The sequence below is a fragment of the Parageobacillus thermoglucosidasius genome (assembly GCF_001295365.1).
GTDB lineage: Bacteria > Bacillota > Bacilli > Bacillales > Anoxybacillaceae > Parageobacillus > Parageobacillus thermoglucosidasius.
Genome location: NZ_CP012712.1, coordinates 1,366,643 through 1,388,607, shown reverse-complemented (window position 1 = coordinate 1,388,607; position 21,965 = coordinate 1,366,643). Strand labels below are relative to the sequence as shown.

Annotated in this window: 22 protein-coding genes; 3 read left to right on the top strand and 19 right to left on the bottom strand. The window is 45.3% G+C overall.

Translation table 11 applies throughout. The annotated features are described in order from the left end of the window. Positions 1–133: 133 nt before the first annotated feature. The 5 genes from lepB to aceA form a co-directional block, all read right to left on the bottom strand. Positions 134–676, bottom strand: coding sequence for a signal peptidase I (lepB, locus tag AOT13_RS06900; RefSeq protein ID WP_003252496.1), 543 nt, complete (start codon positions 674–676; stop codon positions 134–136). A gap of 20 nt (positions 677–696) precedes the next feature. After that, the gene (locus AOT13_RS06895) at positions 697–1,317 is read right to left on the bottom strand and encodes a TVP38/TMEM64 family protein (RefSeq protein ID WP_013877352.1); all 621 of its coding nucleotides are present in this window, start codon (positions 1,315–1,317) and stop codon (positions 697–699) included. Positions 1,318–1,495: 178 nt separating this feature from the next. Beyond that, positions 1,496–2,038: a competence protein ComK gene (locus AOT13_RS06890; RefSeq protein WP_003252500.1), complete on the bottom strand. Its 543-nt coding sequence runs from the start codon at positions 2,036–2,038 to the stop codon at positions 1,496–1,498. A gap of 119 nt (positions 2,039–2,157) precedes the next feature. Beyond that, positions 2,158–2,349, bottom strand: a complete 192-nt coding sequence (locus tag AOT13_RS06885; RefSeq protein WP_042383674.1) for a hypothetical protein — start codon at positions 2,347–2,349, stop codon at positions 2,158–2,160. A 363-nt stretch (positions 2,350–2,712) separates the two neighbouring features. After that, positions 2,713–3,999: an isocitrate lyase gene (gene aceA / locus AOT13_RS06880; protein WP_042383676.1), complete on the bottom strand. Its 1,287-nt coding sequence runs from the start codon at positions 3,997–3,999 to the stop codon at positions 2,713–2,715. Positions 4,000–4,335: 336 nt separating this feature from the next. Here aceA and AOT13_RS06875 point away from each other — a divergent pair, with 336 nt between their 5' ends. Then, the gene (locus AOT13_RS06875) at positions 4,336–4,926 is read left to right on the top strand and encodes an SCO family protein (RefSeq protein WP_042383725.1); all 591 of its coding nucleotides are present in this window, start codon (positions 4,336–4,338) and stop codon (positions 4,924–4,926) included. Positions 4,927–5,039: 113 nt separating this feature from the next. Here AOT13_RS06875 and AOT13_RS06870 read toward each other — a convergent pair whose 3' ends face one another. Then, positions 5,040–5,345, bottom strand: a complete 306-nt coding sequence (locus tag AOT13_RS06870) for an AzlD domain-containing protein (protein WP_003252508.1) — start codon at positions 5,343–5,345, stop codon at positions 5,040–5,042. Continuing rightward, positions 5,338–6,057, bottom strand: a complete 720-nt coding sequence (locus AOT13_RS06865) for an AzlC family ABC transporter permease (RefSeq protein WP_042383679.1) — start codon at positions 6,055–6,057, stop codon at positions 5,338–5,340. Before AOT13_RS06865 ends, AOT13_RS06870 begins: the two co-directional genes overlap by 8 nt. Before the next feature lie 213 nt (positions 6,058–6,270). On the opposite strand from AOT13_RS06865, the gene dat reads away from it, so the two are divergent. Next, the gene (gene dat / locus AOT13_RS06860) at positions 6,271–7,149 is read left to right on the top strand and encodes a D-amino-acid transaminase (protein ID WP_013877354.1); all 879 of its coding nucleotides are present in this window, start codon (positions 6,271–6,273) and stop codon (positions 7,147–7,149) included. 37 nt (positions 7,150–7,186) lie between these two features. Here dat and AOT13_RS06855 read toward each other — a convergent pair whose 3' ends face one another. The 5 genes from AOT13_RS06855 to AOT13_RS06835 form a co-directional block, all read right to left on the bottom strand. Continuing rightward, entirely contained in the window at positions 7,187–7,981 is a 795-nt protein-coding gene (locus AOT13_RS06855) for an ABC transporter ATP-binding protein (protein ID WP_003252516.1), read from the bottom strand. Next, on the bottom strand, positions 7,968–8,945 hold the full coding sequence (locus AOT13_RS06850) for an ABC transporter permease (RefSeq protein WP_013401500.1): 978 nt from the start codon (positions 8,943–8,945) through the stop codon (positions 7,968–7,970). Before AOT13_RS06850 ends, AOT13_RS06855 begins: the two co-directional genes overlap by 14 nt. A 58-nt stretch (positions 8,946–9,003) precedes the next feature. Further along, positions 9,004–9,996, bottom strand: coding sequence for an ABC transporter substrate-binding protein (locus tag AOT13_RS06845; protein ID WP_013401501.1), 993 nt, complete (start codon positions 9,994–9,996; stop codon positions 9,004–9,006). A 148-nt stretch (positions 9,997–10,144) separates the two neighbouring features. Beyond that, entirely contained in the window at positions 10,145–11,689 is a 1,545-nt protein-coding gene (locus AOT13_RS06840; protein WP_013401502.1) for a fatty acid--CoA ligase family protein, read from the bottom strand. A 155-nt stretch (positions 11,690–11,844) separates the two neighbouring features. After that, positions 11,845–12,579, bottom strand: a complete 735-nt coding sequence (locus tag AOT13_RS06835) for an MBL fold metallo-hydrolase (protein WP_003252524.1) — start codon at positions 12,577–12,579, stop codon at positions 11,845–11,847. Between the two features lie 152 nt (positions 12,580–12,731). Here AOT13_RS06835 and yhfH point away from each other — a divergent pair, with 152 nt between their 5' ends. Further along, the gene (gene yhfH / locus AOT13_RS19145; protein WP_013401503.1) at positions 12,732–12,869 is read left to right on the top strand and encodes a protein YhfH; all 138 of its coding nucleotides are present in this window, start codon (positions 12,732–12,734) and stop codon (positions 12,867–12,869) included. A gap of 127 nt (positions 12,870–12,996) precedes the next feature. Here yhfH and AOT13_RS06830 read toward each other — a convergent pair whose 3' ends face one another. From AOT13_RS06830 to AOT13_RS06800, 7 genes are all read right to left on the bottom strand, one after another. After that, entirely contained in the window at positions 12,997–15,399 is a 2,403-nt protein-coding gene (locus tag AOT13_RS06830) for a YhgE/Pip domain-containing protein (protein WP_013401504.1), read from the bottom strand. Between the two features lie 68 nt (positions 15,400–15,467). Further along, positions 15,468–16,040, bottom strand: coding sequence for a TetR/AcrR family transcriptional regulator (locus tag AOT13_RS06825; protein WP_013401505.1), 573 nt, complete (start codon positions 16,038–16,040; stop codon positions 15,468–15,470). A gap of 85 nt (positions 16,041–16,125) precedes the next feature. Then, positions 16,126–17,562, bottom strand: coding sequence for a protoporphyrinogen oxidase (hemY, locus tag AOT13_RS06820; protein ID WP_003252530.1), 1,437 nt, complete (start codon positions 17,560–17,562; stop codon positions 16,126–16,128). A 15-nt stretch (positions 17,563–17,577) separates the two neighbouring features. Beyond that, complete coding sequence (gene hemH / locus AOT13_RS06815; protein WP_042383681.1) at positions 17,578–18,513, bottom strand: ferrochelatase; 936 nt, start codon at positions 18,511–18,513, stop codon at positions 17,578–17,580. Positions 18,514–18,526: 13 nt separating this feature from the next. Then, the gene (hemE, locus tag AOT13_RS06810) at positions 18,527–19,564 is read right to left on the bottom strand and encodes a uroporphyrinogen decarboxylase (protein WP_042383683.1); all 1,038 of its coding nucleotides are present in this window, start codon (positions 19,562–19,564) and stop codon (positions 18,527–18,529) included. Between the two features lie 317 nt (positions 19,565–19,881). Further along, positions 19,882–21,282: a hypothetical protein gene (locus AOT13_RS06805; RefSeq protein ID WP_013877361.1), complete on the bottom strand. Its 1,401-nt coding sequence runs from the start codon at positions 21,280–21,282 to the stop codon at positions 19,882–19,884. Between the two features lie 172 nt (positions 21,283–21,454). Beyond that, a complete protein-coding gene (locus tag AOT13_RS06800; RefSeq protein WP_042383685.1) occupies positions 21,455–21,958 on the bottom strand; it encodes an antibiotic biosynthesis monooxygenase family protein in 504 nt (167 codons plus the stop codon). Positions 21,959–21,965 lie beyond the last annotated feature (7 nt).

Here is a 21,965-nt window from a genome sequence, read left to right as displayed (position 1 = left end):
CATATGTTCGTATTTTTAAAGCATAAATCCCGCTTAACTTCCCATTTTCCATTTCACGAGCGCATACAGAAGAAAACGATACTGTTTTTGAAGAAAAAAAGTATTCACGAGCTATGCCGCACAATGAATACTTTTAAAACCGAACGGAAAATTGCCGGACAGGCCAATAGCGCAAATCGACTTTTCCAACTACTTGGCTTATTTTGACAAAGCCAAAATGCCGGCTGTCCCAGCTGCTTAACCGGTTATCGCCAAGGACAAAGATACATCCCTTCGGCACTCTTTTTTTCCCCGTAAGTTCTTCTAGCGTAAAATCTCCTGTCAGCTTTCCGCCGCCCCATTTTTGTTTATATGGCTGCAAATATGGTTCGGCGATTTTCTTTCCGTTAATATACAGCACATCATTTTTATATTCAATTTGCTCGCCAGGCAGCCCAATCACACGCTTCACATAATCTTCTTTTTTATTGGCGTGAAAGACAATGACATCAAAGCGATGAATATCGCCGATTTGATAGCTTAGTTTATTGACAATGAGCAAATTTCCTTCCTGCAATGTCGGCATCATCGATTTTCCCTCGACCATATAGTTGGTGAAGCAAAGAAAGCGCAATATCAAAATAAGTGTGAGTATACTTCCAAAAAGAAATAACTTGCGCCGTCTCTTTTCGCCCATCTTCCCATCGCCACCTGTCATTATAAATCTTCGCGATCGCGCTGTTTTTCCGTTAAAGAAAACCTTGCCTCTATTCTTTTTCCGGCATACCATAACAATGCGATCACGACCGCTACCATGACTGTACGCAACGGCTGTTTCACCAGCGCAGTGATGTCGTATCCGATAAAGCTAATCGTAAAAATCATCACCATCTTGCCGCATAATACTGCCAAAGCAAACTGCTGAAGGCTCATTCGCGACAATCCGGCAACAACATTGATTATTGCCGATGGAGTAAACGGAAAACAATATAATAAAAACACTGGCCCAAACCCATGACGCTCAATCCAATGCATAAACTTTCTCACTTTTCGGTGGCGGCTCACAAAATGAAAAAAACGCTTTTGTCCGATTTTTCGCGTAATTAAAAAAACAAGAATAGAACCAAGGCATGCGCCGAACCACGAAATAAGAAATCCTTGCCATAAACCAAATGCCGCTGCGTTTGCCATCACAAATACAAACATTGGCAAAATCGGAAGAAAAGCTTCCAATAATGTCGCGACAATGCCTGGAATCACTCCAAATGAACGATATTGTTCCAACGCTGATAGCACGCTTTCAAGAGTGAACCATTGTTTGATTGTTTCGATGTCCATGCATACTCCCCATTCACATCATGCTATATATTTATTTTACACATTTGTACAAAGAATTTGAACTACTCTTCACATATACTAACTATCAAAATAATGGAATTCGATAAAAAAAGCCGCTTCTCTCCCACTTTGCTTGCGCTTGAAACATGCACTGAGTGGAAGAGCGGCTTTTTAAAAATTATCGCTGCTGCCATCCATTAGAGCGATCCATGCGAAATACATATTGCAATTTACGTTCTCTCGCCTCCATCCGCTCTGATAATTTCGTCCGCAGCTGTGCCGTGCGATAAAGCTGATTCATAAAAGAGTAATAGGAAACATCAAGCAAAAGACTTTTTTCATTGGCGAAATAGACGATCGTCTGGTCATTTTTTGTGGGTTCATATTTATATACGTGAAGGTGAGAAATCCATACGCAGCGGGAATCGTTAGGGGAAATCGTCGGAAAAACGTAAATTTCATTGAGCGGCTCAATCGCGATCGGGGCTTTATGCGTAACGCCAATGACAGCTCTCGTCCCGTCTCTCCTGCCTCGAAAGCTAGCGCCGTAATAGTCGCAACTGCGTTTAATAATATCAAGCGGCCGCATTTTGACAACATACTCGCCATCTTCTTCCACAACTTTAGCATACGAATTGCCGTGCAAGTGATGCGGCAAAACCGCCATGGTGTAGCGGCTTATAATAAATTGATCCAAGATGATAAACTCGTTTACTTTCATTCCATTTTCTCTCCTCTCGTCATACATTGTACCCATTTCTATCATACCATTAATAGTTATATTTTTCTATATTTTCAAAAAATATAATCGTTTTTTTGTTGTGATGAAAATCGATTAGATCAGGAATTATCAAATAGTTGCTTAATTTCCCCTTCCGCCAAATATTCGTTCACTTCTTCAAGCACTGTATGCTCTCCGACCGAATCCCCAGCATACGCTTCCTCGTTCAAAAAAGCTGGATGGAAATGAAAATCTGTGCTCATTCGGAATTCAGGCTGCAACATCGGAGTTTTGTTTTCCTTTTTCATCATTGATCGCCTCCTGTGCTTATGATGCATCAATGTTCGTCAATTTATGCAATCATCGTCTTCCGCCATATTGCCAAGTGCCTTTTTTCGACCGCTTCCCCTGTGATCATAATGGCGCTTTGAATAAAACGGGTTATAGTTAAACTTCCGGAGTTGGCGGCACATGTAATAGATTATCCTGTGGTCGCAAAAACCATCTCCTTATTTCAAAAACAGAAAATTCTCTTCTTCGCGAAACAAAAAAATCCGGCGGACTCTCCTTAGCAAGCCGCCGAACTATAAATAAGAGGGGCGGTCTCTCAAAGGAAGTGTTAATTCCTTTAAGGCCAGCCCCTTCTCTTTTATATAAACTCCCCCATATCCCCTTTATGCTGTGGTGAATTGTTCTTCTTCTGTCGAACCTTTTAACGCAATCGTCGATGATTCACCGCCGGAAATCACTTGTGCCACTTCGTCAAAGTAACCAGTACCGACTTCACGCTGATGTTTTGTAGCGGTGTAGCCGTATTTTTCTGCGGCAAATTCCGCCTGTTGCAATTCTGCATATGCTGCCATGCCGCGTTCTTTGTATCCGCGGGCCAACTCGAACATGCTGTAGTTTAGCGTATGGAAGCCAGCGAGAGTGACGAACTGGAATTTGTAGCCCATTTTTCCGAGTTCTTTTTGGAAGTTGGCAATCGTTTCGTCGTCCAATTTTTTCTTCCAATTGAATGACGGCGAGCAGTTGTAAGCGAGCAATTTGCCCGGGAATTTTTCATGAATCGCTTCCGCAAAGCGTCGCGCTTCTTCAAGGTTCGGCTCGCTCGTTTCGCACCAGATTAAATCCGCATACGGCGCATACGCTAGGCCGCGGGCAATTGCTTGGTCAAGACCTGCCCTCGTGCGGTAAAAACCTTCTGGAGTCCGTTCACCAGTAATAAATTCATGGTCGCGCGGGTCAATATCGCTCGTAATTAAATTCGCCGCATTCGCGTCTGTGCGGGCAATTAACACTGTCGGCACACCCATGACATCCGCCGCAAGACGCGCCGCAATTAAGTTGCGTATCGCCGTTTGCGTCGGAAGCAACACTTTTCCGCCTAAGTGGCCGCATTTTTTCTCCGAAGAAAGCTGATCTTCAAAGTGAACGCCAGCAGCGCCTGCTTCAATCATCGCTTTCATTAATTCAAACACATTTAATTGACCGCCAAAACCTGCTTCCGCATCGGCAACAATCGGCACGAAATAATCGATATCACCGCTTCCTTCCAAATATTGAATTTGATCGGCGCGTTGCAACGCTTGATTAATCCGTTTCACTACATGCGGCACGCTGTTGGATGGATATAAGCTTTGGTCCGGATACATTTGCCCGGCAAGGTTAGCATCAGCCGCAACTTGCCATCCGCTTAAATAAATTGCTTTTAGCCCCGCTTTCACTTGCTGGACTGCTTGGTTTCCAGTTAATGCGCCAAGCGCATTGACATAATCTTCCGTATTTAACAACTTCCAAAGTTTTTCCGCCCCGCGGCGCGCCAACGTATATTCGATATCCAGAGAGCCACGCAATTTGATGACATCTTCCGCACTATACGGACGGACAACTCCTCTCCAACGCTCTTCATCCTTCCAATTTTCTTCCAACTGTTTGACACGTTCTGTAAAACTTGCCATTTTCCTTCCCCCATCCTTATTGTTATAATACATTATTATTTTGTACGCTGTTATTATATAACAGAATCCCGAAAATGAAAATAGTTTTTTTAAAATTTTAAAAAGACAGCAAAAAATTTTTGTTCGCAGAAGCGTTTCTTCACGGTATACAACTCATTCGAAAATCGCTGTCATGTATAAAAAACAGCTTCCCTTCGAATAAAAACCATCTCCGATCCGCAGCGCGCTTTTCCTAAGCAACATAACATGCATCTTCTTGCGCCAAAGAAGTGTCACAAATGCCGTTCGTATAAATGGCTATTTTCCTGTATGATAATGATAGGGAGAGTGATGACGGTGAAAAAATTGTATTTATCGTTAACTATCTTATTTATCCTTTGTGTTGGCGCCGGAGTGTTTTATTTCACCGTATACCGGCAAGCAAAAATGGAACTGCCTAAAGATGTCGTCATGGAAACAGCCTGGGGGGAAGAATATCGCTTCAGTGATGAGAAGCCGAAAATTCGCTTGCTGGAATTTATGTATACGAACTGCCCGGATGTCTGTCCAAACACGACGTTTCAAATGACAAAATTACGGGAAAAATTAGAACGCGAACATGTGTTTGGAAAAAACGTCGAATTCATCACTATTACGATCGATCCAAAACGGGATACCCGCGAAAAACTCCAAACGTACGCGAAAACGTTTGGAGTGACCAACAGCAAGCAAGGATGGCTGTTTTTGCGCGGGAGTGAAGCAGATACAAAAAAAGTCGCCGACGCCTTTGATTTCCAATATCGCGATCCCGGAAACGGCATGCTCATCCATACGACGCTAACTTATTTATTAGATGAGAACGGGCGCGTGATTGAACAATTCGGCATGGGAAAACAACGATTTCACGTACAGGAAGTTTATGCAGCAATTATGGACGAATTAAAATAATTCAACAAACACTCATTTTATTGCTTGCCCCATCTATTTTCCCATCCCAAAGCTGCCGGCGCCATTTTTTTGCATAGTAAAAAACGTCCAAATGTGGACGTTTTTTTATATTTTTATACAAACAGCGCGTAAACGCTCAACACCATCACAGACACAAGAACGACGACGATGACGTTTGCGCCGAGCCACGCCGATACAAATGCGCTTATCAATCCAAGAATGCCAAACCAAACATCATCATTAATCAAAAAAATTCCCGGAATGATAAGCGCACCTAATGTTGCGTACGGAACATTTTTCAAGACGCCTTGCCAAAACGCCGGCAGCTTGACGCGCTGAAACACGACAAGCGGAAGCATGCGCGGAATATATGTTACAAGCCCCATGCCGATAATCATCCAAATGATCGTGTTATTCATCTTGTTTCGCCTCGCTTTCTTCCGCAAACCATTGCATGATGATCGCTGCCGCCAATGTTGCAATCACCACCGACCATCCTTTGGAAATATGTAAGAAAATCGTGCATATGGAATTGATGATTGCCGCCATTCCTGCCAGCACCACCGTTTTCCGCTGCTTTTTCAGCGCCGGAACGAGCAGGCCGATAAACATCGCATACAGCGCCACGGACATGCTTTCCTGCAAGCTTTTTGGCAAGTTTGCGCCAACGATATATCCGATCGCCGAACTCACGACCCAGCTTCCGTATGCCATCAAACCGAGCCCGAACATGTAAGACGCGTTAACCGTGCCTTCTTTCATTGCCGCAACGGAAAACGTTTCATCGGTAATGCCGAACGCATAAAGCGCTTTTTTCCAAAGCGCATCCGGTTCCGCTTTTTCATTTAACGAAGCGGACATAAGAAAATGGCGAATGTTTAAAATAAACGTTGTCAGCACAATTTCAAATGCTCCCGTGCCGACGGCAAACAAATTTAACGCGATATATTGCGCTGCTCCGGCATACACAACCGCGCTCATCATAGTCGTTTCGACAAGTGTTAATCCCGTCGTTTTTGCAAGCAAGCCAAACGTAAGGGCGATGGGCATATAGCCGATCGCAATGGTTACTCCTGCTTGCACACCTTGGCGAAATGATGATGAAGTTGTTTCTGTCCACGTCGTTTCCACCGCTTCTCCTCCTACTCTTTTCCATTCATATTATTTTTATTTGTCTAAAAATTTTATCCTTTTTTCCACCACACTGCAACAACATCGATTTTTGGCAATTGTTTTGCAAAACGAATGGATTGCCCAATGGAACCGACCAAGAAAATATAACAGAATTTTGTGATATACTCGAATTATGACTACATAATGAAACTTGGCAAAGGGGATGAGGGAATGACTTTAAAACCGTACGTACTGACGGAAAAAAGTTTTTTTCTTTATCAGGAAGTGGCATATCCGCTAGAAGAACGGGGATTGCAGTTCGGAGACGGCGTTTATGAGGTGGTCCGCATCTACCATGGGAAATATTTTTTATTGCAAGAACATATTGATCGCCTTTACCGTTCGGCAGAAGCGATCCGCCTAGCTGTGCCTTTCGAAAAAGAGGATCTCATCGAAAAGCTGGAGCAGCTGCGGAAAATGAATGACGTCAAAGAAGACGCGATCGTCTATCTCCAAGTTACAAGAGGAAGCTTCCCGCGCGCTCACGCATTTCCTGCCGAAAACCGCCCGAACTTGTTCGCCTACATTCGCGAAATGCCAAGAAAATTGCAGGAAGCCGAAAACGGAGTGCGGGCGATTTTAACGAGAGATGTCCGCTGGGAATATTGCTATATTAAGAGCTTAAACCTTCTTGCGAACGTGCTGGCAAAACAGGAAGCAGCAGAACGCGGGGCGTTTGAGGCGATCTTTTATCGAGATGGAAAAATCACTGAAGGCAGCTCTTCTAACATTTTCCTTGTCCAAGGCGGAAAAGTGTACACACATCCGGCGACGGAGCGCATTTTAAACGGCATTACCCGCATGAAAGTGAAACAATTTTGCGATTTGCTGCATATCCCATTCATCGAAGAAGCGTTTGCCACCGAAGATATCGCCAAAGCAGATGAAATGTTTTTAACAAGCACGACAGCAAGCATTATCCCCATCATCCAAGTCGAAGAGCAGCTCATTGCCGGCGGAAAACCGGGAGAGGTTACAAGAAAACTGCAAGCTGCCTATGAAGAAGCGGCGGGGCTTGCCATGAAAAACAAAAACGCATCACGCAAGTAACTTAGGAAAGCGGGGAATCTCTCCCCGCTTTTTTCCATCAACCAAGCACTGCGCGGTCGCTGGCGAATTGGCTGCCGCGGATGCGCTGAAACTCCTGGAGCAGCCGTTCGACCGTCAATGATTGTTTTTCGTTTCCGCTCGCTTCGAAAATAATTTGCCCCTGATCCATCATAATCAGGCGGTTGCCTAAGCGAAGCGCCTGTTCCATATTGTGTGTGACCATTAATGTCGTCAGTTTATATTTTTCAACAATTTCTTTCGTCAGCTCCGTTATCAACTCCGCCCGCGCCGGATCGAGGGCCGCCGTATGTTCATCCAAAAGAAGCAAGTCCGGTTTAGTGAATGTGGCCATTAAGAGCGACAAAGCTTGGCGTTCCCCGCCGGACAACAGGCCGACTTTCGCGGTTAAACGATTTTCCAAACCGAGGTGAAGTGTCTCCAGCGCCTCGCGGAAAAAGTCACGGCGCTTTTTCGTCACCCCAAATGTTAACGTGCGCCGCTTTGTCCGGTTATAAGCAAGCGCCAAATTTTCTTCAATCGTCATATTCGGAGCCGTGCCTGCAAGCGGGTCTTGAAACACGCGCCCGATGTAGCGGGCCCGCTCATGTTCCCGGAGCGACGTGACGTCTTTTCCGTTGATCCAGACAGAACCAGCATCAGGGAAGAGGCGACCGGAGATAATGTTCATCATCGTCGATTTTCCCGCGCCATTGCTGCCGATAATCGTGACGAAATCGCCGGGAGCCAATGTCAAATTGATCGACTGCAATGCCACTTTTTCATCGATCGTTCCCTCGTTAAACACTTTTGTAACTTGTTTAAGCGCTAGCAACATGCTCCCCCCTCTCTTGCGCTTTGCGTTTTTTGCGCCGCTTTTCTTTTTGCGCCGCGATCATGTTGGGGATAATGAGAGCAATCATGACGATCACCGCCGTAATGAGCTTTACGTCTCCGGTTTCTAAAAACTGGACGCGCAAAGCAAGCGCCAAAATGATGCGGTACACAATCGCCCCGCCAATGACCGCCAATGTCGCGCGCGCAATCGTACGGGCACCAAACAGCGCTTCCCCGATAATGACTGAGGCAAGCCCGATGACAATCATGCCGATTCCCATGCCGACATCGCTAAACCCGCCATATTGCGCGACAAGCGCCCCCGAAAAAGCAACGAGCGCATTCGATAAACCGAGGCCGAAAATCGTCAGCCAATCGGTATTGGCGGAAAAGCTGGAAACCATTTGCTTGTTGTCGCCCGTCGCGCGCAGCGCTAAACCAATTTCCGTTTTCAACAGCTGATCAAGAAGCAATTTGATAACTATGACGACAAAAGCCATCGTCACAAAAATCGCCCATGTGCGCGGCACAAATCCCGAAAAAGAAATAACGCTGTTGATCGCTTCGTCTAGCCCTGTTTTTTGCCATGCTTCCATCATCGCCGTCATGACCGTGTCCTGCTGTAAAAGCGGAACGTTCGAACGCCCCATAATCCGCAGATTAATGGAATAAAGCGCAATCATCATTAAAATTCCCGATAACAGCGGATTAATTTTCCCTTTCGCATGCAATATTCCGGTGACCGAACCGGCGGCGAACCCGACTAACAGCGCAACGGCAGAGGCAAGAAATGGATTCGTTCCGTTCACAATAAGCACAGCCGCCACCGCCGCCCCGGTAACAAAACTTCCATCCACCGTTAAATCAGGAAAATCTAAAATACGAAAGGATAAATACACTCCTAACGCCATAATCGCATAAATGAATCCTGCTTCAATTGCGCTAAAAATCGCTGTCGACATCACAACCCCATCCTTTGAAAGTACATCCCTCCTTATATAAGGAGGGATGTACTTTAATTTATTCAATATATTCTGCAATGGAATCCCATTCTGGATTAAGCTCAATGTTCATGTCTTTTGCCGCTTTTTTGTTAATAAGCAGTTTCAACTTCTTCGGATATTGCACAGGCAGATCAGACGGTTTTTTGCCATCTTTGAGAATTTGCGCTGCCATTTCTCCGGCTTCATATCCAATGTCATAGTAGTCAAATCCGTAAGCAGCAAACCCGCCGCGCTTCACCGAATCTAATTCACCGACAAACAATGGAATATCATGGTCGCTTGCTACTTGGATCACCGACTCAAGCGCGGAAACAACGGTATTATCCGTAATAATATAAATGCAGTCCGCTTTGCCGACAAGCGACTCCGCCGCCTGCTTTACTTCCGCTGATGTCGATACAGAAACCGGAACAATTTTTAAATCTGTCCCCTTCATCGCCTTTTTGACGGTTTCCACTTGTGCCACTGAATTTTGCTCGCCAGAGTTATAAATCATGCCGACACGATTTCCTTTTACGTATTTATCAATAAACTGTACTGTTTTCGGAATCGCATCAGGATGCGTATCAGTCGTTCCCGTAACGTTACCCCCTGGCTTTTCCATCGATTGGACAAGCTGCGCTCCGACCGGATCAGTAACAGAAGTAAACACAATCGGAATATCTTTTGTCGCATTCAACGCTGCTTGAGCGCTCGGAGTCGAGTTAGCGAAAATTAAATCGACTTGATCAGAAGCAAAATTATTGGCAATCGTCTGGTTGTTATTCATATCTCCTTGGGCATTTTGCACATCATAGGAAACGGACAGCCCCTTGTCTTTTAGCGCCTGTTTAAATCCTTCCAGCGCCGCATCCAATGATGGGTGCTCGACAAATTGCGTCACGCCGATTTGATACGTCTTCTCTTTGTTTCCATCGCTTTTGCTTGTTTCTTTCGCTCCGCACCCGCTCAGCAATAAAAAACTTGCCGAACATAACATTGCGATCTGTTGAATCCTTTTTTTCATCATCCTATCCCCCTAGCAAAACAATCCTTTACCACTTTTATACTTTTTAGCTTTTATGCATTAAATTATATAAAAATTATATAAATTTATTATTCTATTTTCAACTATATATTTTGAGAAAAAAATAAAAGTAACGAAAATTCAGCACTTATTACGACTTCGATGCGATAAATTGTTCTTTTAATGCACGCCGCAAAATTTTTCCTGTTGTATTTTTCGGCAATTCATCTAAAAACTCAATGGAACTCGGAACTTTATATTTCGCTAGATGCTGCCGGCAATATTCGGTGAGCATTTCCTCGGTTAATTGCGGATTTTTCGAAACGACAAAACATTTCACCGTTTCCCCGTAATCTGGATCAGGTGCGCCAATCACCGCTGCTTCGACTACATCCGGATGACTGTACAGAACTTCTTCTACTTCACGCGGATATACGTTATAACCGCCGACGATAATCATCTCTTTTTTCCGGTCGACAATGTAGAAATATCCTTCTTCATCCATTCGCGCCAAATCCCCTGTATAAAGCCAGCCATCGCGGAGCACGTGCGCCGTTTCTTCCGGCATTTTGTAATAGCCTTTCATGACGTTCGGACCGCGGACAACCAGCTCACCGACTTCTCCAACCGGCACTTCTTCGCCAAATTCGTTGACTACTTTATTTTCCACGTTGATGATGCTTGTCCCGATCGATCCCGGTTTGCGGGGGCGATCAAGCGGGTTAAAACATGTTACCGGAGATGCTTCAGATAATCCGTATCCTTCCGAAATCATCACTTGAAATTTTTTCTCAAAGTTTTGCAAAAGCGCAACCGGCAGCGAAGAACCGCCTGAGATGCAAAGACGAAGCGTGCGGAAATCGTCCGCGCTTCCGCCTTCATATTGGTACAGAAAGTTATACATCGTCGGCACCCCCGCAAAAATCGTCGCTTTCTGTTCTCGCGCAATGTTGAAAATCTTCGCCGGGCTAAATTTTGGCACGATCATCACTGTTCCGCCATTCATGAGCGGCGCATTCAGCGCAACGGTTAAACAGAAAACGTGAAACATCGGCAATGCCGCAATAACGCGATCGTTTTCATTGATTTTTAAATAATTGGCAACATCTTGAGCGTTGCTATATAAGTTTTTATGGGTCAACATTGCTCCCTTTGGTTTCCCCGTCGTTCCCGATGTATACAAAATCACGGCAATATCATCATCCGCCAGCTTCGGCCCTTGGAAGTCCATATCGCCGGATTGCAACACTTCTGCAAACGATTTCATTTTTCCTTGCAACGAAATTCCTTTTGCTTTCCCTTCCGGTGTTTCGCAAATAATCACACGCTCTAACAGCGGCAAGCGCTCTTGCATTTGCGCAAACAGCGGCACAAGCTGATCGTATGCTATCACCGTTTTTACGTCTCCATTCGTTAAAATATAACTGATTTCATCCAGCGTATAAATTGGATTAATGGGAATAACAGTTGCCCCTAACCGCAGCGCCCCATACAATCCAATAACGAAATATGGCGAGTTTCCAACTAACAAGGCTACATGGTCGCCTTTCCGAATTCCCATGCGATAAAGGCCGCTGGAAAACTTGGCAATTGCCGCATCCAATTCTCCATATGTACAGCTTTTCCCTTCAAACCAATACGCTTCTTTATTTGGCAGCTGCTTTGCTACTTCTGCCAACCGCGCTATTAAATTCATCCAATCTCCTCCCCCAGCAAATAATGAATGAATAATCATTCATTTGATAATTAAAAAAATTCAGATTTTATTATATTATAAAAAAAAGAAAAAAAGAGAGCAAGCAAAAGCTTGCCCTTCTTTTTGAAAAAAAGCCGATAAGTTGATCGGCCTATTTATTTTTCCCACACAAGTCCCGTTTTTGCTAATTGTATTTTGCCGGAAAACACTGCACCCGCCTCGCTGACAAGCTGCATATGTTCTCCAAAATGCGGCAGATGGGTTAGCCATAGTTCCCCTGCGTTTGCATCACGGGCGATCGTTGCCGCTTCTTCACTCGTCATATGGCCGGCGGGAGCGGCGTTTTGCCCTGCGTAAAAATTGCATTCACAAATAAGCAAATCCGCGTCTTTGGCAAACGGCGCAAATTCCGGCAAATAACTAGAATCCGCTGTATAAACGACCGTCGCATCCCCCGCTGTAATCCGCATCGCATAACAAGTAACAGGATGCACCGTCTTCATAAAAGTAATGTGAAACGGCCCGACTTGAAGCGGCTGTTCTGGATCATAAGCGATTGCCTCGGTAATTCCTTCATGTGCTAAACGCGCAAATTCGCCTTGATCAAATGGATGCCCATAAACCGGAAGCGCTGGCAGCGGCGCTCCGAGATTTTTTTTGATCAGCCGCGCATATTGCAATGGACCGATATCCGCGACGTGATCATGATGATAGTGCGATACGACTACTGCGTCCAATTTTTCGACAGATACATAATTTTGCAGTTTCGCAAGCACGCCGCTTCCACAATCCACGAGCATGCGAAATCCTTCATGCTCAAACAAATATCCTGACGTCGCTTCATTCGCCGCAGGAAAACCACCCCAATATCCGATAACCGTAACTTTCATCGTCTTCCTTCCTCCCTTATATCATGCTTTTTTTATCATACATAATTTCACGCGATTTTTCATCTTTGTTAAAATTTGTTTTAAAACAGATATTGACAATTGATGTTCTGTTATAATACAATACAGATAACAAACCAACGGAGGCGATCGAAATGTTAGGGAAAGTATTAGAATTTTTCAAAAACCTGCCACCAAAAAAATGTGTGCAATGCGGCAAAGAAATCGAAGAACAACACGAATGCTACGGAAATACGTGTGAAGATTGCCTTGGCGCCGCTTACCATCAATAATGAAAATTTTTTGTCCTAAGATGCTTCCAGCAAGAAGCATCTTATTTTTTGCACCAGCTTGCAATCGACCATCACACTATTTTTGGAGAACGCTGCGCGCATGAAAATAAAAAAAGCTTCCAAAGCATTACGCTTCGGAAGCTTTGTTCATTTGCTGTGCAACTGTATAAAATTTGCGCTTATGCTGAACGAGGAAGTACGAAATCGTCGCCGTGATGAAAACTGCAATAAACAAAGCTAAAATTGCCGCGTTGTGCCACATAAACGCAAAGTCTCCACTAGAAATAACCGCTTTAAATCCGTGCACGGAATACGTCATCGGCAGCCAAGCGTTAAAGTGTTGCAATTCACTTGGGATTAATTCAAGCGGGAATGTCCCGGCGCTTGTTGTCAGTTGCAAAATCAATATAATAATCCCGATAAAACGGCCCGGATCTCCTAGCGTCGTTACAAGAAACTGAATTAACGTGATGAACGTGATGCTTGTTATTATCGTAAATAAAACAAATCTCGGGACGCTTTTCACATGAATATCCAGCGCGCCAAGCAGCAGCGCATCTACCAGCAATGATTGAATCACGCCGATGACTAATAGAACGCCAAATTTCCCGATAAACCAGCTAAATCCGGATTTTGGCACACCCACTGGTTCGCGCAGCGGAAACACAATCGATAAAAGCAACGCTCCGACGAACAATCCTAACGATAAAAAGTACGGTGTAAACCCAGTGCCGTAGTTTGGCACATGATGCATTTTTTCGTTGTTCTTTTTCACCGGATCGGCGAACATTTTATAGACATCATCATTGGCTTTGACGTCACTCGCTTTTTTCGCTCCATCCGTAAGTTTGTCTGCCAATTCATTCGACCCGTCATCTAGTTTTTTCATTCCATTAACAAGCTGATCGGAACCGTTGGCAAGCTGATTCATGCCGTTAGAAAGCGCCGTAGCGCCATTTTCAAGATCATTTATGCCACTTGCCAGCTTTCCTGATCCGTCGGCAAGCTGATTCGTGCCATCTTTGAACTGGCTTGATCCTTGCGCGAGCTGCCGCAATCCGGAAGATAATTGATTGCTTCCTGACGCCAGCTGCTGAACACCATTTTTTCCTTCTTGCAATTTTTCGCCAAACGTTGTTAATCCTTGTACTACTTTTGACTGACCGGCAACAAGCGCATCAGCGCCGTTTGCTAATCGTTGCTGGCCGGCTAAAAGCGTTTCTACGCCTTTGCTTAATGCAAGCTGGCCGTTATGAAGCCGGGAAGCGCCCTCGGCAAGCTGATCCGCGCCTGTTTTTAATTGGCTGGCGCTATTCGCTAACTGTTCCGTTCCTTGAGCGACTTGTTTGCTTCCTTCCGATAAAGGAAGTAATTGCTGTTTCAACGTTTGCAATAGGACTTTTTCGTTTGGATCTGTTGCCTGTGCCGCTAACGCGTCCAGTTGTTCCACCGCTTTTTCAAGCCCTTGGCTCACTTGGAGGGCTCCTTTATTTGTCTTCTCTGCTCCTTGCTGCCATTGCTCCATTGACGCGGAAAGTTGTTGCGCCCCATTTTGCAAATCTTGCGTTCCTTTCGTCAATTGCGGAATGTTTCCTTTCATTTGTTCCATTCCGTCAAGCGATTGATGAAGCCCGCCGGACAGCTGTTTCGCGCCATTTTCCACCTGTTTCGCGCCGGCTAGCAATTGCGAATGGCCTTCTTGCATTTTGGCAAAACCGTTTTGCAATTGATGAAGCCCCTCGTTTAACCGATCGGCTCCATCGCTTGCCGATTGCATTCCATTTTCAAACATAAGCGATTTTTCCGCAAGCAGCTTTAAATTTTTATAAAGCTCGTCAGCGCCATTTTTTGCGGCATGCGCTCCTTGCTGCAATTTTCCGCTTCCTTCTTTTGCGGAATGAAGGCCGCTTTGCAATGCGGCGCCTCCATCTTTCGCTTTTTTAATCCCATCGTGTAGCTGTTTTGCGCCGTCGCTCGCTTGATTCAGCCCATTTGCCATCTCGCGGATATTATCAAACATCGCTTCAACATACGTTTCCGTCACTGTATTGGAAATTTCTTCTTTTATCTTCTCAACGGCGCTATCGCCAATTTGCGCCGATAAGAAGTTAAACGCTTCATTCGGTTTATAAATAAGCTTCATCGGTTTCGGATGTTCGGTTTGTAATGTTGTTGCGTTTTTCGAAAAATCATCCGGAATTTCAATGGCCATATAATATGTTTGATGTTGCAGCCCCTTTTCTGCCTCTTTTTCAGAAACAAAATGCCAATCAAATTTCTTATTTTCCTTCAGCTTTTCAACGAGCTTGTCGCCAATTTCTAATTTTTCGCCATTCATTGTTGCTCCTTTGTCATTATTCACTACCGCAACAGGCAATTGGTCTAAATGAGCGTACGGATCCCAAAACGCCCATAAAAACATTCCGCTGTACAATAATGGAATACATATCACGGCGATAATGGAAATCAGCACTTTTCGATTGCGAAAAATCGCTTCTGCCTCTTTCCACAATAATGAAAATCCTCTCATTTTCCCCCTCCTCTACGATTGACCAATTTGTCCATTTAGTCATTTTTCATAAAAAAGAGAAGGACCATCTATTTCGACAATCCTTTGAGAAAATAAAGTTCAAATAATTGCGCAATTTCTTCCTTCGTCAGCGGCTCATGATCTTTTTCCCAATCGACAATCAGAGCAATATACGTTTTCAGCATTAAGAACGCCGTTATCTCGGCATCGCAGTCGCGAATTTCTCCTTTTTTGATGGCAATGTCGATTTTTTTGCGAATATAATCGATAATGGCCAAATCCAATTTTTTCATCACTTCTTGAACTGCCGGTGTTCCGAGGTTGCGCACCTCTTGAAGAAGCTTTGCTGTCAATTGATGTTGCTGGCGAAACTCTAAAATGCGGTATAAAGCGCGATGCGCGTTTTCTGAAAAAGGACGATCGGGATCCATCGCCTGCTCGGCTTCTTCTATTATTTCTAAAATAAGCGAAGAGACAATGGCATCCAATAAATCTTCTTTGTTTTTAAAAAACGTATAAATCGTCCCTTTTCCGACATTGGCAAGCTTCGCTATTTGCTCCATCGTCGTTGCTTTGTAGCCAAATAACGAAAATGATTTCGCAGCTGCTTCAATGATTTGTCGCTTTCGATCAATTGACATATTCCTCATCCTTCATTATGACTAAATGAACATTTTGGTCATTACGTCTAAAATCATAGCATAATTTTCACCAAAAAGAAAGAGGTTAACTCATTTTTGAGTTAACCTCCGCCAGTTTCCGCGGGGCCGTTTGCAAATAATCAAGCACTTTTTTCACCGCATTTTCCCCTTGGTCAATGCAATCTGGCAGTCCTAATCCTTCATATGAACTTCCCGCCAAAAACACGCCTGGAAGTTCCGCATCCATATGTGTTTTTATTTTCGCAAGCCGCTCTTTATGCCCCACGGTATATTGCGGCATCGCCTCTTTCCATCGCGAGATAGCAATAAGCTCTGGACGTCCGGAAATGCGCATAATTTTGCTTAAATCATCCATCACGACACGGACAATTTCGTCATCGGACTGCTCAACGATTTCTTCATCGCCGGGGCGCCCGACATAGCAGCGTAACAACGCTTTTCCATCCGGCGCGGTATGCGGCCATTTTTTATGTGTCCATGTGCAGGCGGTAATGGTATAATCGTTGCGGCGGGAAACGACAAAACCGGTTCCGTCAATATCTTGTTCAATGGCGCTTTCCGGAAAGGCCAGTGCAACAGTTGCGACAGATGTCGATGGAATAGATTGGAAAGGCTCAAAAAACGGGTAATCAGCAAACATCGCTGGCACAGACGAATGCGGCGCCGCGACGATGATGCTGTCCGCCTTCCATATGTCGCCGTTGCTTAAGCGCAGACGGTATCCCGTTCCCTCGCGCCACACTCTTTCTACCCGTACTCCTTTAATGACGCTGCCTTGTTCCATCCGTTTTTCCACTTCATCGACTAACGATTGCAGCCCTGTCTTTAACGTTTGAAACGCACCTTTCCGCTCTTTCTGCGCTTTCGGCGCCGTCCGCTTCGCTCCGAGCACGAGACTGCCGTATTTCTGCTCAATTTGGAAAAATTGCGGAAATGTCGCCATTAAACTCATTTGGTCAATGTCGCCGGCATAAATGCCCGACAACAGCGGTTCAATTAAGTTATCCACCACCTCATCTCCGAGACGGCGGCGGAAAAATTGCCCTAACGATAAATCACCTTCCGCTTTTGTCGGCGGCAAAATAAAATCAAAAGCGGCGCGCAGCTTTCCTAATGGGGAAAACAGCCTTGTCGTGATAAATGGGCCGATTTGCGTCGGAATCCCCATAATGGCCCCACCTGGTATCGGATATAGCTTTCCGTTCACAAGAATATACGATTTTCCCGTCGCATTATGAACAATTTCATTTTCGAGCCCAACTTCACGCACAAGACGGAAAGCGCTCGTTTTTCGCGCCAAAAACGAATCAGGGCCGCGCTCAATGACAAAGCCATCGCGCACCACTGTTTGCACTTTGCCGCCCAAGCGGTGTGTCGCTTCCACCAGTTTGCATTCGATTGGAAGCTGCCGTTCTTTCACCGCTTTTTGCAGATAATATGCAGCAGTAATTCCTGTGATGCCGCCTCCGATAATCACAACCGTATATTTTTCGTCATTCACTGTTCATCGCCTTCTTTATAAAAGTTTGGTCCGTTTTAATACAACTGTTGCTAATGCATCGATGAATTTTGCATTCGTATTCGGCATTTCTGGACGATAGTAGTTTGCGCCGATTTCTTCTGTCACTTGTTTACATTCAATATCATTATCATACAACACTTCTAAATGATCGGCGACAAAACCGGCCGGAACATAAACAAATGACGTATATCCATGTTCTTGATGCAACTGTCTCGTTAAGTCTTGGACATCCGGACCGAGCCAAGGCTCTGGCGTGTTGCCTGCACTTTGCCAGCCTACCGCATAATGTTTAACGCCGGCTTTTTCGGCAATCAGTTTCGCTGTTTCCGCCAGCTGCTGCGGATACGGGTCGCCCGCGGCAATAATTTTTTCCGGCAGGCTGTGCGCCGATACGATGAGCACCGCTTTGTCGCATTCTTCTTCGCTCATTGAAGCAAACACTTCTTTTACTTTTTCCACCCAATAGTCGATAAATTTCGGTTCATCATACCAGCTGTCAATCGTATAAATTACCGGCCCTCCGAGTTTTTCCGCTTCCGCTTTTGCCCGCTCGTTATACGATTGGATGCTGAATGTCGAAAAGTGTGGTGCAAGCACGATGCCCACGGCTTCTTCAATGCCGTCTTCATGCATTTGCCGAACGGCGTCTTCGACAAACGGCTCAATATGCTTTAACCCTAGATACATTTGAAACTCCATGTCATCTTGCACACTATTAAGCCGCTTTTCCAACTGTTTTGCTTGATCAAGGGTAATTTGGGCCAACGGGGAAATTCCGCCAATCGCTTTATAGCGTTGCTTTAAGTCTTCCAATAGTTCCGGGGAAGGCTTTCTGCCGTGCCGAATGTGCGTATAATATCGCTCAATGTCTTCTTCTTTGTATGGAGTTCCGTATGCCATCACCAATAGCCCCATTTTCTTCTTTGCCATACTGTAACACCTCTCATTTTCTCGACGTATATTCATGAATAAACGCTGTCAGCCGTTTTAGCGTCTCTGGCCGGATTTCTGGAAAAATGCCGTGGCCTAAGTTAAATACATATCCCGGCCGTTCCATGCCTTCATCTAAAATTTGTTTCACGCGTTTTTCAATCACTTCCCAAGGGGCAAGCAAAACCGCCGGATCTAAATTTCCTTGAAGCGCCTTTGTAATTCCGCTTTGCCGTGCTTCACGAAGGGAAAGCCGCCAGTCAAGCCCGATGACATCAAGCGGCAAATCGTTCCACTCTTTCGCCAAATGGCTTGCGCCGACGCCGAACATAATGAGCGGGACGTTTTCTTCGCGAAGCGCCGCAAAAATCCGGGCCATCGTCGGCTTAATAAATGTGCGGTAATCATCCACACTCACGGCGCCAACCCATGAATCAAAAATTTGGATGGCGTCCGCACCAGCGCGGATTTGCGCCTTCACATAGCGAATCGTCATATCGGCAAGCTTGTCCATCAACGCAAACCACGCTTTCGGTTCCGCGTACATAAACGCTTTTGTTTTATTATAGTTTTTCGATGGACCGCCTTCAATCATATAGCTCGCGAGCGTAAACGGCGCGCCGGCAAATCCGATGAGCGGAACGTTCAGCTGTTCGGTCGTCAGCAGCTTGATCGTTTCCAATACGTACGGTACATCTTCTTCCGGATGAATTTCCCCAAGCCTTTCCACATCAGCCATGGAGCGAATCGGATTGGCAATCACCGGCCCAACCCCCGCTTTAATCTCCACATCAACGCCAATCGCCGGAAGCGGAGACATAATATCTTTATACAAAATCGCCGCATCGACATTGTACTGTTCGACCGGTAATCTTGTTACATACGCGCAAAGTTCCGGTTGGTGCGTAATCTCAAATAATGAATATTTCTCTTTCAGCGCCCGGTACTCCGGCTGCGATCTCCCCGCTTGCCTCATGTACCAAACCGGAACATAATCCGTTTTTTCGCCGCGGCAAGCGCGCAAAAATGTATCGTTCATCCATTTTGACATCTTCATCCGCCTTTCTTGCTCAACCTCAATTGATAAGCAGTTTGATCAAAAGCTACAACTACACTACAACTATACAAGGTTCTTCTAACAATGTGTAGCAACAGGGGGGAACTGTCAAAAAATTGACAATTTACTTCCACTGGACAACATCCTTTATTCGTCCGCTTTTCAAACAATAAGCAACATCCTGTTTCGTCCCAGCCAACTGTTTTCCCATGCTTTTTTCGTCCATGTAACGATGTCGGCAGCAAAAAAATGATACACTTATATTATAACAAAAAAGCCGCCTCGCTCCTACGAGACAGCTTATCAGCCATTTACATAAGAAACATTGCCACAATCGTTGTTATCACGATTCCAACCGTCACCGGAACTAAGTTGCGCCGTGCCAGTTCAAATGGATCGACGCCGCAAATGGCCGCAGCTGGAATCAGCGCCCAAGGAACAAGCGTACCTCCTCCAACCCAAATTGCCGCAATTTGCCCAAGCGCGGTCAATGTCGCGGCACCGCCGCCAATCGCCGTTGCGAATAAATGGGCCACCGATCCCGCTAATGAAATGCCCGAAAATCCTGAACCATCCAAGCCCGTGATTGCCCCAACAACCGTTAACGTTACCGCGCCAATTCCGTTGTTAAGCGGTACAATATGGGCAAGCGCTACTCCTAAATCGTTCACAATCCCTTGTGATAATTTCGGTAAATGTTCACCGATAATTTTCGCAAACCCTGCATCACCAAGATAAAAAAACGCCGCGATCGGAACAACTGGTGCAAATACTTTTATGCCAAATTGAAACCCTTCCACTAAATAATTAGTAATTTCCCCAAAACTTTCTTTTTTATGTGCAAAAATGGAAATAAGAATTAAAATAAAAATCGCCGTTCCCCCGATTAATGCCGTCGCTTCCCCGCCTTGCAAGCGCAAATAAAACATGGCAATGACATCTAAAACAAACATGGCCGGAATGATGGCTGCCAGCATGTTTTTCACTTGATTGGACAACAATCGTTTCGTCTTTTCGAGCGCCGCGTCCGCTGTTACTGCCACTTCGTTCGCTTCATTAGCGAAATAACCCCTTTTCATATCACGGCGAAGCAATAAAAAGGCAGTGAGCGTTGTTGTCGCTCCCATCACCAACACGAGCGGCACACTGGCCGCGATGACTTCTGAGACAGGAAGGCCGGCGGCATCCGCTGTCAGCTTTGGCGCCCCTTGAATAACGAAATCCCCTGACAGGGCAACACCGTGACCGAACAAGTTCATCGTCATGGCTGCTCCTAACGGCGGCAGCCCGACGCGAATGGCCACAGGCAGCAACACCGCCCCCATTAACGCAACCGCAGGTGATGGCCAGAAAAAACAAGAAATAACCATCATCAATATTCCAATCGTCCAATACGCCCATCCCGGGGTGCGAATAAACCGGGTAAATGGCGAAACCATCACATCATTAATTCCCGTTGCCGTCATCGCTTTACTCATTGCCACAATAATGGAAATCACTAAAATGGTCGGCAAAAGCTCTGTCATTGCGTAAATAAAACTATGAAACACCCCGCTGATCGCCGCACTTAATGAATGGGTGGCAGCGACGGACAACAAAAAGATCCCAACGATGCAAACGAGTGATGTATCTTTTCGCGCGATCATAAACCCGATGATAAGCACAATAAATGCTAAGTAAATCCAATGCAGCACCGTTAATTCGACACCCATTTCGATTCTCCTTTCCTTGTCTCACTGGATCCATAGGATATTTGCCTCACACGGATGTACTACAGCATATGAAAGGAGAATAAAGGTGTGAAACACTTCTGCATGTGGATCGCATAATGACAAAAAAACACCCCGCTTTCCCAGAGAAAAAGCGGAGTGATAAAAAGCCGCTTTATCTTTCTTGGACAACCGAATAAGTCGTTACATAAGAAGGGCGCGGGAATATTTGCCGCGATGGTTTTTGTTCCTCTTTTCGCTGCGCATGCGCTTTTGCGAACGCATTGGAGCGCTGCCATTGTTCAAAATATTTTTTTGCTTCCCATAATGTCATAATCACATACGTATCGTTCGAAAGCGGGCGAAGCACGCGAATCGCAACAAATCCAGGTTCATTTTCAATCAATCTCGCCCGCTGCTGAAAACGGTGCTCAAAAAGCGGACGCCCTTCGTCGGTCACCGGAATATTGTTGCATACAACAAACGCTCCGCCCAGCTCTCCGGCCGCATCGATCACCTCGTAGCAGCGCGGTTCTTTAAACACCGTTTCCCCGTCTGTTTCATGAAGCAAAACAGCATCTTCTTCCCTTTCTAACAATAACATCGTTTCATTTTTATGCATGTCCTTCACTTTTTGCAAATAATCCGTCGTTCCCGTCGTGATATACATTTTTTTCATCCTTTTC

Excerpts from the sequence above, each read along its gene's own strand:
- lepB (WP_003252496.1), bottom strand. The coding sequence starts at position 676 with ATGGGCGAAAAGAGACGGCGCAAGTTATTTCTTTTTGGAAGTATACTC.
- AOT13_RS06895 (WP_013877352.1), bottom strand. The coding sequence starts at position 1,317 with ATGGACATCGAAACAATCAAACAATGGTTCACTCTTGAAAGCGTGCTA.
- AOT13_RS06890 (WP_003252500.1), bottom strand. The coding sequence starts at position 2,038 with ATGAAAGTAAACGAGTTTATCATCTTGGATCAATTTATTATAAGCCGC.
- AOT13_RS06885 (WP_042383674.1), bottom strand. The coding sequence starts at position 2,349 with ATGATGAAAAAGGAAAACAAAACTCCGATGTTGCAGCCTGAATTCCGA.
- aceA (WP_042383676.1), bottom strand. The coding sequence starts at position 3,999 with ATGGCAAGTTTTACAGAACGTGTCAAACAGTTGGAAGAAAATTGGAAG.
- AOT13_RS06870 (WP_003252508.1), bottom strand. The coding sequence starts at position 5,345 with ATGAATAACACGATCATTTGGATGATTATCGGCATGGGGCTTGTAACA.
- dat (WP_013877354.1), top strand. The coding sequence starts at position 6,271 with ATGACTTTAAAACCGTACGTACTGACGGAAAAAAGTTTTTTTCTTTAT.
- AOT13_RS06850 (WP_013401500.1), bottom strand. The coding sequence starts at position 8,945 with ATGTCGACAGCGATTTTTAGCGCAATTGAAGCAGGATTCATTTATGCG.
- AOT13_RS06845 (WP_013401501.1), bottom strand. The coding sequence starts at position 9,996 with ATGATGAAAAAAAGGATTCAACAGATCGCAATGTTATGTTCGGCAAGT.
- AOT13_RS06840 (WP_013401502.1), bottom strand. The coding sequence starts at position 11,689 with ATGAATTTAATAGCGCGGTTGGCAGAAGTAGCAAAGCAGCTGCCAAAT.
- AOT13_RS06835 (WP_003252524.1), bottom strand. The coding sequence starts at position 12,579 with ATGAAAGTTACGGTTATCGGATATTGGGGTGGTTTTCCTGCGGCGAAT.
- yhfH (WP_013401503.1), top strand. The coding sequence starts at position 12,732 with ATGTTAGGGAAAGTATTAGAATTTTTCAAAAACCTGCCACCAAAAAAA.
- AOT13_RS06830 (WP_013401504.1), bottom strand. The coding sequence starts at position 15,399 with ATGAGAGGATTTTCATTATTGTGGAAAGAGGCAGAAGCGATTTTTCGC.
- AOT13_RS06825 (WP_013401505.1), bottom strand. The coding sequence starts at position 16,040 with ATGTCAATTGATCGAAAGCGACAAATCATTGAAGCAGCTGCGAAATCA.
- hemH (WP_042383681.1), bottom strand. The coding sequence starts at position 18,513 with ATGGCAAAGAAGAAAATGGGGCTATTGGTGATGGCATACGGAACTCCA.
- hemE (WP_042383683.1), bottom strand. The coding sequence starts at position 19,564 with ATGTCAAAATGGATGAACGATACATTTTTGCGCGCTTGCCGCGGCGAA.
- AOT13_RS06805 (WP_013877361.1), bottom strand. The coding sequence starts at position 21,282 with ATGGGTGTCGAATTAACGGTGCTGCATTGGATTTACTTAGCATTTATT.
- AOT13_RS06800 (WP_042383685.1), bottom strand. The coding sequence starts at position 21,958 with ATGAAAAAAATGTATATCACGACGGGAACGACGGATTATTTGCAAAAA.